11 protein-coding genes are annotated in these 13,316 nt (G+C 63.5%); 9 read left to right on the top strand and 2 right to left on the bottom strand.

Annotated features, from left to right (window positions below):
* Nucleotides 1-254: 254 nt before the first annotated feature.
* Nucleotides 255-1,328, bottom strand: coding sequence for a LacI family DNA-binding transcriptional regulator (locus AACP62_RS05020; RefSeq protein ID WP_339346801.1), 1,074 nt, complete (start codon nt 1,326-1,328; stop codon nt 255-257).
* Nucleotides 1,329-1,389: 61 nt separating this feature from the next.
* On the bottom strand, nt 1,390-1,725 hold the full coding sequence (locus AACP62_RS05015) for an MTH1187 family thiamine-binding protein (protein ID WP_198205993.1): 336 nt from the start codon (nt 1,723-1,725) through the stop codon (nt 1,390-1,392).
* A 197-nt stretch (nt 1,726-1,922) separates the two neighbouring features.
* On the opposite strand from AACP62_RS05015, the gene AACP62_RS05010 reads away from it, so the two are divergent.
* From AACP62_RS05010 to dnaE, 9 genes are all read left to right on the top strand, one after another.
* Entirely contained in the window at nt 1,923-3,440 is a 1,518-nt protein-coding gene (locus AACP62_RS05010; RefSeq protein WP_339346799.1) for a glycine--tRNA ligase, read from the top strand.
* Entirely contained in the window at nt 3,427-4,605 is a 1,179-nt protein-coding gene (gene dusB, locus AACP62_RS05005; RefSeq protein ID WP_425332909.1) for a tRNA dihydrouridine synthase DusB, read from the top strand. The genes AACP62_RS05010 and dusB overlap by 14 nt, the downstream gene beginning before the upstream one ends.
* Nucleotides 4,606-4,836: 231 nt before the next feature.
* Nucleotides 4,837-6,009 (top strand): cell division protein FtsZ, encoded by a 1,173-nt coding sequence (gene ftsZ / locus AACP62_RS05000; protein ID WP_198183990.1) that lies wholly within the window; start codon nt 4,837-4,839, stop codon nt 6,007-6,009.
* 18 nt (nt 6,010-6,027) lie between these two features.
* Nucleotides 6,028-6,495 carry a cell division protein SepF gene (locus AACP62_RS04995; RefSeq protein ID WP_045935165.1) on the top strand — a complete coding sequence of 156 codons (468 nt, stop codon included), beginning with the start codon at nt 6,028-6,030 and terminating at the stop codon, nt 6,493-6,495.
* A 41-nt stretch (nt 6,496-6,536) separates the two neighbouring features.
* Nucleotides 6,537-6,821: a YggT family protein gene (locus AACP62_RS04990; protein WP_198178973.1), complete on the top strand. Its 285-nt coding sequence runs from the start codon at nt 6,537-6,539 to the stop codon at nt 6,819-6,821.
* A 92-nt stretch (nt 6,822-6,913) separates the two neighbouring features.
* The gene (locus AACP62_RS04985) at nt 6,914-8,218 is read left to right on the top strand and encodes a DivIVA domain-containing protein (RefSeq protein WP_045935167.1); all 1,305 of its coding nucleotides are present in this window, start codon (nt 6,914-6,916) and stop codon (nt 8,216-8,218) included.
* Nucleotides 8,219-8,230: 12 nt separating this feature from the next.
* Nucleotides 8,231-8,761 (top strand): signal peptidase II, encoded by a 531-nt coding sequence (locus tag AACP62_RS04980; RefSeq protein ID WP_029677904.1) that lies wholly within the window; start codon nt 8,231-8,233, stop codon nt 8,759-8,761.
* Nucleotides 8,758-9,687: an RluA family pseudouridine synthase gene (locus tag AACP62_RS04975; protein ID WP_045935169.1), complete on the top strand. Its 930-nt coding sequence runs from the start codon at nt 8,758-8,760 to the stop codon at nt 9,685-9,687. The genes AACP62_RS04980 and AACP62_RS04975 overlap by 4 nt, the downstream gene beginning before the upstream one ends.
* 43 nt (nt 9,688-9,730) lie before the next feature.
* Complete coding sequence (dnaE, locus tag AACP62_RS04970) at nt 9,731-13,288, top strand: DNA polymerase III subunit alpha (protein WP_198205985.1); 3,558 nt, start codon at nt 9,731-9,733, stop codon at nt 13,286-13,288.
* Nucleotides 13,289-13,316: the final 28 nt, after the last annotated feature.

Below are 13,316 nucleotides of genomic sequence, written 5' to 3'. Positions count from 1 at the left end.
CCCTCCCTCACTTGTTGTGCACCGCTTCTCCGCAGTGCTTTCCGGTTCGATGCACTTACTGTGTGCAGAGCGAATCCTGGTAGGTATAGTAAGTCGTCAATCGATTTACGTCAAACGATTGACAATCGTTCTGCGTGCCTGTGAGCACAATTAGCAGCTAGCGGGGATGTTGGCCGATTGGCAATTGGCGCGAAGCCCTCCGGAATTCGACCTTGTTTTACTATCTTGCGCTAAGGAGGGAGTGTGATTCGGCTTTAGTCGCTGGCCGGGACCAGGTCTGAGGTGGCATCGAGGCGGGTGGAACCTTTGCGGATCAGGGCGCAATGGATGCGCACCCCGCCAGCCTGATCGAGCGGCGGCAGGACGGCACGGGTTTCGGGCAGAGGCAGGGCAACGCGACGGGGGTTGATTTGCGCCAGCAGTCGTCGCACCGCCCAGAAGCCCATCTCGTAGTGGGGGAGTTCGATTGTGCTCAGGGGAGGTGCCATGGTCTCGGCTATGACCTGGTGGTTGTCCACGCCCACCAGATTGAGGTCCCTGCCGATGGACAGATGGCGGGCTGCGGCCGCCTGGTAGAGGTAAATGGAGCGCGAATCATTGAAGCAGAAGACCCCATCGGGGTGCTGGTCGTCCATCAGGTCGTTTGTCTGATCCATGGCCTCCTGGTTGAATCCGACCAGTCGGATCAAGTTCTGACCTGTGGGCAAGCCAGCTTCCTTGAGAGCTGCCCGATATCCGCGCATTCTGTCTTCCTGCGCCGGCAGATCCTGCGTGGTGCCCAGGTAGGCCACCCGGCGGCAGCCTGATTCAATCAGATGGCGGGTGGCATCGTAGCCGATCAGAAACTCGTCAGGCGCGATGCTGGGGCAACGGTCGGCCCGCTCCACCGCGTTGACCACCACGGCAGGGCAGGAGCGCAGAGCCTGGGGCAGGTCGACATCCTGGTCATACATCTTGGCGAAGAGGAAACCGTCCACTCCATAGCGCTTCAGGGCCTGAATCTGTTCGGCTTCCCGAACGCCCCCGTCGGTGGAGACGGTGAGAAGCACATAGCCGCGCTCGGCTGCCGCATCCTGCGCACCCTGAATGATGGCGCCGGCGTATGGCGTGGTGGCCACCTCTTGGCTGATGAAGCCCAGCATGCCGGTCTTGCTGGTGCGCAGCGACCGTGCCATGGGATTGGGCCGATAGCCCAGGGTCTTGGCTGTGTTGCGCACCTTTCGGGCGATCTCCGACTTGACCCTGCCCTTGTCGCGGCCGTTGAGCACCAGGGAGACCGTGGAAACGGACACGCCTGTGCGTTCGGCGATCTGCTTCATCGTGATCATGGGCACACCTTAACTTGCTCAGGCGATTTCAGCCCGGCTGATCTTCGGTGACAGTGAGCTTTCAGCGGTTTTCCCCGCCTAGGATCCGGTCGACCCGCTCCACCTTTTCGTGGATCTGGTCCCGCTTGCCGGAGCGGATGTCCAGCTTGAGGCTGACGCCGGTCCTGTACCCCCGCTCGGCCAGGACCCGTGTGGCCTCTTCCACGACCTCCATGACCCGGTGCAGATCACCTTCGATCACGGTGCTCATGGCATTGGTCTGGTTGGGTAGCCCCGAGTCCCTGATGACCTTGATGACCTGGGCCACATAGGTGGACAGCTCCTCACCCTGACCGGAGGGTGCGATCGTGACCTCGGCTACGGTGTTCAGATAGGATGGGTCGTTCATATCGGGCATATTGGGAACCTTTCCGCATCGATTGGTTTTCGTAGGCAGGATGCCCGGTGTCCCCTGCGGTCACCTGCGCGGCCTCCCGCACCTGCCTTGATGGTAGGCCTCTACGCTGACAGCAGGTCACCCGCCGAAGGTATGCTGGAGGCCGGTCATCAGGTCGTAGCCCCCAGGAGGGGGTTCCCGAGCAGAAGGTGTGATCAGTGGCAGTATCGAAACTGGATGAGGTCATCTCCCTGGCCAAGCGCCGAGGATTCGTCTTTCCCGCAGGGGAGATTTACGGCGGGACGCGCTCGGCCTGGGATTACGGACCCCTGGGCGTGGCTCTCAAGGACAACATCAAGCGTGAGTGGTGGCGGACCATGGTGGTCACCCGCGACGACGTGGTCGGCGTGGACACCTCGGTCATCCTGCCCACGGCGGTCTGGGAGGCCTCGGGCCATGTCTCCGTTTTCAACGACCCCCTGATCGAGTGCCTGAACTGCCACAAGCGGCACCGGGCCGACACCCTGGAGGAGGCCTACGTTGAAAAGCACGGCCATGATCCGGAAAACGGCCTCAAGGACATCCCCTGCCCGGACTGCGGCACCAAGGGCCGGTGGACCGAGCCGCGCGACTTCAACATGATGCTGCAGACCCACCTAGGGCCGGTCCAGGACGAGAAGAGCCTGCACTACCTGCGTCCCGAGACCGCCCAGGGCATCTTCGTGGACTTCAAGTCCGTCATGGCCTCCTCCCGTTCCAAGCCACCCTTCGGCATCGCCAACATGGGCAAGAGCTTCCGCAACGAGATAACCCCCGGCAATTTCATCTTCCGTACCCGCGAGTTCGAGCAGATGGAGATGGAGTTCTTCGTCCATCCCGGCACCGACGAACAATGGCATCAGTACTGGATCGACGCCAGGACCCGTTGGTACGTGGACCTGGGCGTCAAGCCCGAGAACCTGCGCCACTACGAGCACCCAAAGGAGAAACTGGCACACTATTCCAAGCGGACCGTGGACATCGAATACCGGTTCGGCTTCCAGGGCTCCGAGTGGGGCGAGCTGGAGGGCGTGGCCAACCGCACCGATTACGACCTCAAGGCCCATGCCGAGCACTCGGGCGAGGATCTGAGCTACTTCGACCAGGCCAGCGGGGAACGCTACATTCCCTACGTGATCGAGCCTGCAGCCGGTCTGACGCGCTCGCTGATGGCCTTCCTGGTGGATGCCTATGACGTGGACGAGGCCCCCAACACCAAGGGCGGGGTCGACCGGCGCACCGTGCTGCGTCTGGACCCGAGGCTGGCCCCGGTCAAGGCCGCGGTCCTGCCCCTGTCCAAGAAGCCTGATCTGCAGCGGATCGCCCATGACCTGGCCGCCGACCTGCGCCAGAATGAGTGGATGGTGGACTACGACGAGTCCGGCGCCATCGGCCGCCGCTATCGTCGTCAGGACGAGATTGGCACGCCCCTGTGCATTACCGTGGACTTCGACACCCTGGACGACAAGGCGGTCACCATCCGCAACCGCGACTCCATGCAGCAGGACCGGGTGGCCCTGGACCAGGTGGAGGACTATGTTCGCCGGGTCGTCGGCGAGCAACGGGTGCGTTACCCCATGGGCCCCTCCGACCTGACCGGTGCGCGCGCCGCTGACGGCTATACGGACCTGGCCAGCGAGCCGGGTACGGACGAGAGCGAACCCATCAAGGTGGCCGAGGCCGGTGGCCGGTACTGAGACTGATCGACAGACCCCGAAGGTTGCTCCGGTACAGCTGGGCCCGATAACCGTGCCTGTGCCGGTCATGCTTTCGCCCATGGCGGGCGTGACCAACTGGCCCTTCCGCCTGCTCTGCCGCGAGTACGGACCCGATGGACTGTATGTAGGGGAGATGGTGACGGCCCGGGCCCTGGTGGCGCGCAACCCCAAGGCCTTCCGGCTCTGTCGCTTCGCCCCCCAGGAGAAGGTGCGCTCCCTGCAGCTGTACGGGGTGGACCCTCAGATCATGGAGCAAGCCACCAGAATGGTGGTTGATGCGGGCTGGGTCGATCATATCGACATGAACTTCGGTTGCCCTGTACCCAAGGTCACCAGACATGGCGGTGGATCCGCCCTGCCCTGGAAGACCGACCTCTTCGCCGAACTGGTCCATCGTGTGGTTGCTGTCTGCTCGCCTGCCGGGATTCCCGTCACCGCAAAGATCCGGGTGGGCATCGACCACCAGCACGAGACCTTCCTGGAGGCGGCCCACATCGCCCAGGAAGAGGGGTGCGCCGCCGTGACCCTGCATGCCAGAACCACGGCTGAATACTATGGCGGCCATGCCGACTGGGACCGGATCGCCCAGCTGGTCCAGGCAGTCGATATCCCCGTCTTCGGCAACGGCGACATCTGGACCGCCGAGGATGCCCTGGACATGTTCGCCCAGACCGGCTGCGCAGGCGTGGCCATCGGCCGGGGCTGCCAGGGTCGTCCCTGGCTCTTCGCCGATATAGCGGCGGCTCTGGCCGGCTCCCCGGAACGTCAGGAGCCCACCCTGGGCCAGGTGGGGGCCATCATGGCCCGCCACGCCAGGCTTCTGGTCAAGTTCTATGACGGCGATGAGCGCATGGCCGTCCACGATATGCGCAAGCACGTGGCCTGGTATCTCAAGGGCTTCGCCGTAGGCGGCCAGGTACGCCGCGACTTCATGTCCTGCGAGAGCCTGGAGGATATGGACCGCTGCATCGCCAATCTGGACCAGGACATGCCCTATCCGCGGGCCGTGGCTGGCAAGCCAAGAGGCAGGGTCCGCTATGCCAAGAAGGTCCGCCTGCCCTATGGCTGGCTGGATTCGCGGACCACCACCCATCAGGAGCGCGAGACGCTCTTCGGCAACGACCCCATGGACGCCTCCTACTGAAGCCGGAAATATTCCCGTCACCAACCATGCGCATCCGGGTCTAGAATCAGGGTTTAGAATACGGACGGAACGGCGTGGAGGTTCTCTCGGAAGGCCAGGGCGGTTGGCTCTGACCTCCCGGACCCTGGGCCCACGGCCGTCAGGGAGGGTCGGAACGCCTGTGGGCAAATGCGTGTTGGCGTATATGACCTGCGCTAGAGTTGAGCGTAACGTGAGTGACGGGAGCATACTGTGAGCGAGATTGCCCAGAATGACAATTTCAATGACAAGACCAACATCAAGGTCGTTGGTGTTGGTGGAGCCGGTGGCAATGCTGTCAATCGTATGATCGCCGAAGGTCTGCAGAATGTCGAGTTTGTGGCCATCAATACCGATGCCAAGGATCTCCTGCGCTCAGAAGCCGATGTGAAGATCTCCCTATCTGATGCCAACAGCCGCGGCCTGGGAGCAGGAGCCGATCCCGAGAAGGGCGCCAAGGCCGCCCAGGACCATCAGTCCGACATCGAAGAGGTCCTCAAGGGCGCCGATATGGTCTTCGTCACTGCAGGCGAGGGTGGCGGCACCGGCACCGGTGCCAGCCCCCTGGTAGCGCGTGCAGCCCGTCAGCAAGGCGCGCTCACCATCGCCGTGGTCACCCGTCCCTTCACCTTTGAGGGGCCCAGGCGCTCCGCTTCCGCCGAATCGGGCATCGAGAACCTGCGAAAGGAGGTCGATGCCCTTATCGTTATCCCCAATGACCGGCTTCTGGACCTCTCGGATCGCACGGTCTCGGTCATGGATGCCTTCAAGACCGCAGACACGGCCCTGCTGGCCGGCGTTCAGGGCATCACCGACCTGATCACCATGAACTCCTACATTCACGTGGACTTCTCCGATGTCACCGCCATCTTGAAGGATGCCGGCACCGCCCTCTTCGGCATCGGCGCAGCCCGGGGCGAGGATCGAGCCACCCAGGCCGCCGAGATCGCCATCTCCTCCCCGCTTTTGGAGGAGAGCATCGAGGGTGCCCATGGGGCCCTGATCAATGTGGCCGGCCCCACCGACCTGAGCATGCAGGAGGCCTCTGCCGCCGCACAGCTGGTTCAGGATGCCATCCATCCCGAGGCGCAGATCATCTGGGGCCTGGCCTTGGACGATGCCTACGGGGACGAGGTGCGGGTCACGGTCATCGCCGCCGGATTCGATCCCACCCCGAAGAAGGACGAGACCCCGGCTCCTGCAGTGGACACGACCACCGCACCGGCAGCGGCCACCCCGGTCCAGGAGCCCCAGCAGCCGCTGACGACCCCGTCCGTCCAGGCGGAGTCCGATGAGACCTCCGAACACGATGTGGTGCCCCCCGCCTCCGGCGATGACGGCACCTCCGACCCGGGATATCTGGATATCCCTGACTTTCTGCGGTAATCAGGCGAAGGAGCAGGTATGGCAGGATTGATGAAGAACGCAATGTCCTTTTTCGGCATGTCGGATGTCGTGGATGACGATGACGACGACCTGGCCGACGATGACGAGGCCCGCGATGGCTTCGACACCGATCACTCTGTGACTCCCATGGCTCCGCAATCCACCTCCAATAGCCAGGAAGCCGAGTCCACGCCCTTCCAGAGCCGGATCAACCGCATCACCACCATCCATCCCAAGTCCTACGAGGATGCCCAGATGGTCGGCAGGGCCCTGCGGGACGGGGTTCCGGTGGTCCTCAACCTGACAGGTGTGTCCGAGTCGGTGGCCTACAGGATCGTCGATTTCTCCGCCGGTGTGGTCTTCGGGGTGCGCGGGTCCATCGAGCGGGTCACCCCCAGGGTCTTCCTGCTCAGCCCCGCACAGGTCAACATCAAGGTGGAGGAGCCCGAGTCTGGTTCCTCGGCCAAGGGGCTTTTCGCCCAGTGACCGACGCCCTGGAAGCCGTGTCCGCAGGAGCCTGAAGACGCATGCTTGTTCCTTTTATTCGATATCTGATAGACATCTGCATTGAGACCTACCTGCTCATCCTCTTCGTGCGGATGATTCTGGACTGGGTCCTGGTTCTGTCGCCCAGCTGGTACCCCCGTGGCTTTGTGGCCTCGCTCATTCGGGTCATCTATGCCCTGACCGAGCCGCCCCTGCGCTGGCTGCGCCGGTACATCCGGCCCCTGCCCATGGGCAGGATCCAGCTCGACGTGTCCTTCATGGTGCTCTACGCCGCCCTGATCATCATCCAGGTGCTGCTGGGGTAGAAAGCAAGACCGCGGATACGGCAGACTCCGTGCTAGCATGCAGTAAGAGAACACAATCGGGCTGGTTGGCCTGAAGCGAGGTGGAGAAACATATGGCTCTATTGACGCCTAATGACATAAGGGAGCATACCTTCCAGACAGTGCGGTTTAAGGAAGGCTACGACGTCGACGAGGTCGACGACTTCCTGGATCAGGTCACCGATACGGTTGAAGCCCTGGGCAAGCAGGCCATGCAAGGCAACGCCGCTTCCACCCAGTCCCTGGGTACCGATGTGGCCTCGCTGAACTCAAAGATTTCCGACTTGACGGCTCAGGTGGAATCCCTGCAGACGGAGAACCGGGATCTGAAGCAGGCCCAGGGTAATGCCGCCCAGCAGCCTGCCGTGGATGCCCAGACCAAGCGGCTCCTGGCTGAATCCCAGAGCCAGGTCAAGACCCTGGCCTCCCAGAACGACCAGCTCAAGCGTCAGGTCGAGCAGCTCAACTCCCAGATCGACCAGCTGACCGCCCAGGCCGCCGCGGGCAACAACACCCAGGCGCTGACCAACCAGCTGACCGCCATGCAGAAGGAGCGCGACCAGGCCCGCCAGCAGGTTCAGGCGCTGACCAACCAGCTCAATGCCTCCCAGCAGAGCATGGCCACGGCCCGCCAGCAGGTCACCCAGGCACAGAAGGCCTCTCAGCAGCAGCAGCAGCGCACCGAGCAGCTCAACAAGCAGCTGGAGGAGTCCCGCAAGCGCGAGGAGCAGCTGCGCCAGCAGGTTTCCAAGGCCGAGCCCTCCACGGAAACGGGCAGCCTGCAGCGGATCGCGGGCGCTGGCGCCGAGGCCAGCAGCGAACCCGAGAGAGCCACCGCCATGCTCACCCTGGCCATGCAGTTGCACGATCAGTACGTGGACAAGGGCAAGGCCAACGCCTCCCAGCTGGTCGCCGAGGGCCACGCCCAGCACGATGACATCGTCAAGAAGGCGGAGGACTACTCCAAGAGGACCCGCGCCGAGGTGGACGAGTACTCCAAGCGAGTCCACTCCGAGGCCGATGGCTACTCGCAGCGCGTACGCTCCCAGGCCGACGAGTACTCGGTCAAGACCCGTTCCGATGCCGATGCCTATTCCAAGCGCCAGCACACCCAGGCCGACGAGTACGAGACCCAGGTGCAGACCCGGGCGCAGGAGTACGACAAGAACACCCGCGACAGTGCCGATCGCTATGCCGCCGATGTCAAGAACAAGCTCATGGATCAGTCCAAGGTTCTGGAGGAGAACATCCAGGGGCTCAAGCAGTTCGAGGCGGGCTACCGCAGCAAGCTGACCGAGTTCCTCAACCAGCTGATCAACCAGATTTCGGACACCAGCAATTACCAGTCCATGGAAAAGAAGTCCGAACAGGCCCACTGATTCCATCCGGTAATGACGAAGAACACACACAAGGGACGGCTGCGCGGGCGCGTGGCCGTCTTCGTCACTCTGGCGGCAGTGGCCATAGCCCTGGACCAGGTGACCAAGGCCCTGGCTCTGGCTCGGTTGGGCAACGGTGTCAGGGTGGCCTTGCCTGGACCATTGCGTGGACTGCGTCTGGTACGCAACCCCGGGGCCTCTCTTGGATTGGGGTCGGGGAGTACCTGGATCATATCCCTGATTGCCCTGGCAGCCTGTCTGCTCATCATTGTTCTGGCTTTGCGCACCACCTCCATGCTCTGGACTTTGGTGCTTTCCCTGGCCTTCTCCGGGGCAGCAGGCAATCTGATCGACAGGGTGGCCTATGCCTCCGGTTTTCTTGACGGTGCCGTGGTCGACTTTCTGGACTACGGCTGGTCGGTGGGCAATGTGGCCGACGTCTATCTGACCCTGGCAGGCGTGGCCGTGGTGGTACTCATTATCTGCAATGTGCGATTCAGCGACAGGGACAAGCCCGAAAAAGATGGGGGAGCGGCCAAGTGACCCGGCTTCTTCCCGCACCGGATGCCTTGGTGGGTCGGCGCCTGGACATGGCCCTGTCCAAGATGCTGGGCCTGTCCAGGGCCAAGGCCAGCGATCTGGTGGCACAGGGCCATGTGCGGATCATGGGCCGCCGGGTGAACAAGGCCACCACCCTGATGAGCGGCGATCTGATAGAGCTGGACGAGCCCGAGCCAGCCAAGCAGGTGGAGCCGGTGGCCGAGGACATGCCCGTGGTCTACGAGGACGAGGACGTGGTTGTCGTGGACAAGCCGGTGGGGGTGGCGGCGCATCCCTCCATAGGCTGGACCGGCCCAACCGTCCTGGGCAGCCTCCTGCAGCGGGGCACCCACATCACCTCCATGGGGGCCCAGGGCCGTCAGGGCATCGTCTCCCGCCTGGACGCGGGCACCAGCGGCCTCATGCTGGTCTGCAAGTCCGACCTTGCCTACAAGGAGATGCGCCGGCAGTTCGCGCGGCATGAGGTGGTCAAGATCTACCACGCCCTGGTCCAGGGCAATCTTACCGAGGACAAGGCCACCATCGAGGCCCCCATCGGCCGGGCACGTGTCTCGGACTTCCGCTTCACGGTCACACCTGCCGGCAAGGAGGCCATCACCCACTGGGATGTGCTGGAGCGCTTCGGCTCGGCCACCCTGGTCAGCGTCAATCTGGAGACCGGACGCACCCATCAGATACGCGTGCACTTCTCCTCCATAGGCCATCCCCTGGTGGGCGACCACATGTATGGGGCCAACCCCGACCTGGCGGAGCGACTGGGCCTGAAGCGGCAGTGGCTGCACGCCATGCGCCTGGAATTCCGCCATCCCCGTACCAAGATCTGGACCAAGGTGGTCTCCTCCTATCCGGCTGATCTGCGCCGCTCCCTGCAGATCGAGCGTCAGAGCGCCTCCGGTATACGCAGCTAGCGGACTCCGGCGATTCGGCCAGGGTCCTGGGTAAGTTGGAGATATGTCCTCAACCCGGTCAGACTTCGTTCACCTTCACACCCACACCCACTATTCCACCCTGGACGGGGCCAGCAGGATCCCCGACCTGGTCGCCGAGGTGGGACGTCTGGGACAGCCGGCCGTGGCCATCACCGACCACGGCAACATGCACGGGGCCTACGAGCTTTGGCGGACGGCCGTGGACGCCGACATCAAACCCATCATCGGTATCGAGGCCTATGTGACCCCTGAGACGGCCCGCCAGGACAAGAGCCGGGTCCACTGGGGAACCGACGAGCAGCGTTCGGACGATGTCTCCGGCGGCGGCTTCATCACCCACATGACCCTCTGGGCCAGCGACGATACGGGCCTGGTCAACCTGATCAAGGCCTCCTCGGTAGCCAACCTGGAGGGCCTGGTCGGCAAGTGGCCCCGCATGGACAAGGACCTGCTGTCCACCTACCACAAGGGGGTCATCGCCACCACCGGCTGCCCCTCGGGCATCGTCCAGACCAGGCTGAGGCTGGGCCAGTTCGACGAGGCGCTGCGGGCCGCCGGGGAGTTCCAGGACATCTTCGGCAAGGAGAACTATTACGTGGAGCTGATGGACCACGGGCTGGAGATCGAGCATCGGGTGACCAAGGATCTGCTGGAGATCGCCCGTCGTCTGGATGCCCCCCTGGTGGCCACCAACGACTCGCACTATGTGCGCAAGGAGGATGCCTCGGCCCAGGACGCCCTGCTCTGCATCAACTCGGGGTCCCGGCTGACCGACCCTGGACGCTTCAAGTTCGACGGCACCGGCTACTACATCCGTTCGGCCCAGGAGATGCGTGAGATCTTCAAGGAGTTCCCCGAAGCCTGCGACAACACCCTGGAGATCGCGGAACGCTGCAACGTCATGTTCGACGACCACGAGGACGGGGCCTTCATGCCCCGTTTCGACTGCCCGGAGGGCTGGGACGAGACCTCCCTCTTCCTGAAGAAGGTGGACGAGGGGTTGAAGAACCGCTACCCGGACGGGGTGCCCGAGGAGGTCTCCCACCAGGCCGACTACGAGTGCGGGGTCATCTGCCAGATGCAGTTCACCGGATACTTCCTGGTGGTGGCCGATTACATCAACTGGGCCAAGAACCACGGAATCATGGTGGGTCCGGGCCGTGGATCGGCGGCAGGATCCATGGTGGCCTACGCCATGGGCATCACCGAGCTGGACCCGCTCAAGCACGGCCTGATCTTCGAGCGCTTCCTCAACCCCGAGCGCGTCTCCCTACCCGATATCGACGTGGATTTCGACCCCGAGGGGCGCATGAAGGTCCTGGACTACGTGGCCCGCAAGTACGGCTCCGACAAGGTGGCCCAGTGCGTGACCTACGGCACCATCAAGACCAAGCAGGCCCTGAAGGACTCGGCCAGGATCATGGACTACGAGTACTCCGTGGGCGACCAGGTCACCAAGGCCCTGCCGCCCACGGTCAACGGCAAGGACATGAGCCTCAAGGAGATCTTCGACCCCCGGTCCAAGCGTTACCCGGAGGCCAAGGAGTTCCGAGACCTGTACGAGTCCAACCCGGACGTCAAGCGGATCACGGAGGAGGCCAAGGGCATCGAGGGCATCATCCGCCAGACCGGCGTGCACGCCTGCGCCACCATCATGGCCTCCAACCCCATCACCAATACCTCGCCGTTGATGGAGCGCACCGACGGCACGGTGACCACCACCTTCGAGTACCACACCTGCGAGACCCTGGGGCTGGTCAAGATGGACTTCCTGGGGCTGTCCAACCTCACGGTCATCAGGGACACGGTCAACAACATCAAGCGCAACGGCAAGGAGCCCATCAGTATCGAGAAGGTCCCCCTGGACGACAAGGAGACCTACCAGCTGCTGTCCAGGGGCGACACCTTGGGTGTCTTCCAGCTCGATGGCGACGGTATGCGATCCCTGCTGCGCATGCTCAAGCCCGACAACTTCAACGACATCTCCGCCCTGATTGCCCTCTACCGGCCGGGGCCCATGGATATGAACTCGCACATCAACTATGCCAAGCGCAAGAACGGGCTGCAGAAGATCGAGCCCATCCACCCCGAGGTGGCCAAGCCCCTGGCGGGTGTGCTTGATGAGACCTACGGCCTGATCGTCTACCAGGAGCAGGTCCAGTCCGCAGCCCGGATTCTGGCCGGTTACTCACTGGGCCGAGCCGATGTGCTGCGAAGGGCCATGGGCAAGAAGAAGCCCGACGTCCTGGCCAAGGAGCAGGTGCCCTTCTTCGAGGGCATGAAGGCGCATGGCTACTCCCAGGAGGCCGCCCAGGCGGTCTGGGACGTCCTGGTGCCCTTCTCCGGCTACGCCTTCAACAAGGCGCACTCGGCGGCCTACGCCCTGATTGCATACTGGACCGCCTACCTGAAGACCCACTATCCGGTGGAGTTCATGGCCGCCCTGTTGCAGAACGAGCGGACCAACAAGGACAAGACCGCCCTCTACCTGGGCGAGGCCAGGAGGATGGGCATCCGCATCCTGGCGCCCGACATCAACGAGTCCGTGTCCGAGTACTCCGCTGTCGGCGACGTGGTCCGCTTCGGCCTGGGCGCCATCCGCAATGTGGGCGACAAGGTGGTGGCGGACATCATCAAGGAGCGCCAGGGGCCCCGGGGCAAGTACGTCAACTTCATGGACTTCGTCAAGCGGGTGCCCATGGAGGTGCTCAACAAGCGAACCGTGGAATCCCTGATCAAGGGCGGCGCCTTCGACAGCATCGACCCCAACCGGAGGGCCCTCTTCCAGATCCACGACGAGGCCGTCGATCAGGTCATGCCCATCAAGCGCAAGCAGGCCGAGGGCCAGTTCGACCTCTTCGCCGATGCCGATGACGACCAACCCCAACAGGACGCACTGGGCGATGCCCAGGTGACCGTGCCCGACATCGACGAGTGGGACAAGTCCACCAAGCTCAACTTCGAGCGGCAGATGCTGGGCCTGTATGTGTCCGACCACCCGCTGAGCGGCATGACCTCGGTTCTGGCCGGCATGCGCGACATGTCCATCGCCCAGCTGCTCAACCGGTCCAAGGGCATGGACGGCAAGGCGGTGACCCTGGCCGGCCTGGTCACTGCAGTGGACCGCCGGGTCTCCAAGAAGGGCAATCCCTGGGCCATCGTCACCATCGAGGACCTGGAGAGCTCGATCCAGTGCATGTTCTTCGGCAAGGTCTACGATGCCCACTCCGACGACCTGGTCCTGGACTCGGTCATCCGGGTCAGGGGTGTGGTCGAGCTGCGGGACGAGGCCACCAATATCCGCGTCAACGATATGGAGGTGCCCGTCCTGGAGTCGGCGGACGAGCGGCCTCTGACCATCACCCTGCCCAGGCAGGCCCTGGATCGGGGGCACATGGAGCGGCTGGCCCGGATACTCAAGTCCCACCCCGGCTACTGCCAGGTCCGTCTGGCCGTCACCGACGACCGGGGCAATGTGCGCCTGCTGACCTTTGGCGACGGCTTCCGCACCAGGCACGACACCTCCATGATGGCCGAGATCAAATCGGTCTTCGGGCCCTCCTGCCTGCCGTCGGCCTAGGACGCGTCCGGAACCGTCTCACCATTTG

The sequence above is a fragment of the Bifidobacterium apis genome (genome assembly GCF_036986835.1).
Lineage (GTDB): Bacteria > Actinomycetota > Actinomycetes > Actinomycetales > Bifidobacteriaceae > Bombiscardovia > Bombiscardovia apis_A.
This window is presented reverse-complemented; position numbering and strand designations above follow the sequence as displayed.

Coding starts and splice junctions, on each gene's coding strand:
- AACP62_RS04995 (WP_045935165.1), top strand. CDS start 6,028: ATGGCAGGATTGATGAAGAACGCAATGTCCTTTTTCGGCATGTCGGAT.
- AACP62_RS04985 (WP_045935167.1), top strand. CDS start 6,914: ATGGCTCTATTGACGCCTAATGACATAAGGGAGCATACCTTCCAGACA.
- AACP62_RS05020 (WP_339346801.1), bottom strand. CDS start 1,328: ATGATCACGATGAAGCAGATCGCCGAACGCACAGGCGTGTCCGTTTCC.
- AACP62_RS05015 (WP_198205993.1), bottom strand. CDS start 1,725: ATGCCCGATATGAACGACCCATCCTATCTGAACACCGTAGCCGAGGTC.
- AACP62_RS04980 (WP_029677904.1), top strand. CDS start 8,231: ATGACGAAGAACACACACAAGGGACGGCTGCGCGGGCGCGTGGCCGTC.
- dnaE (WP_198205985.1), top strand. CDS start 9,731: ATGTCCTCAACCCGGTCAGACTTCGTTCACCTTCACACCCACACCCAC.
- AACP62_RS04990 (WP_198178973.1), top strand. CDS start 6,537: ATGCTTGTTCCTTTTATTCGATATCTGATAGACATCTGCATTGAGACC.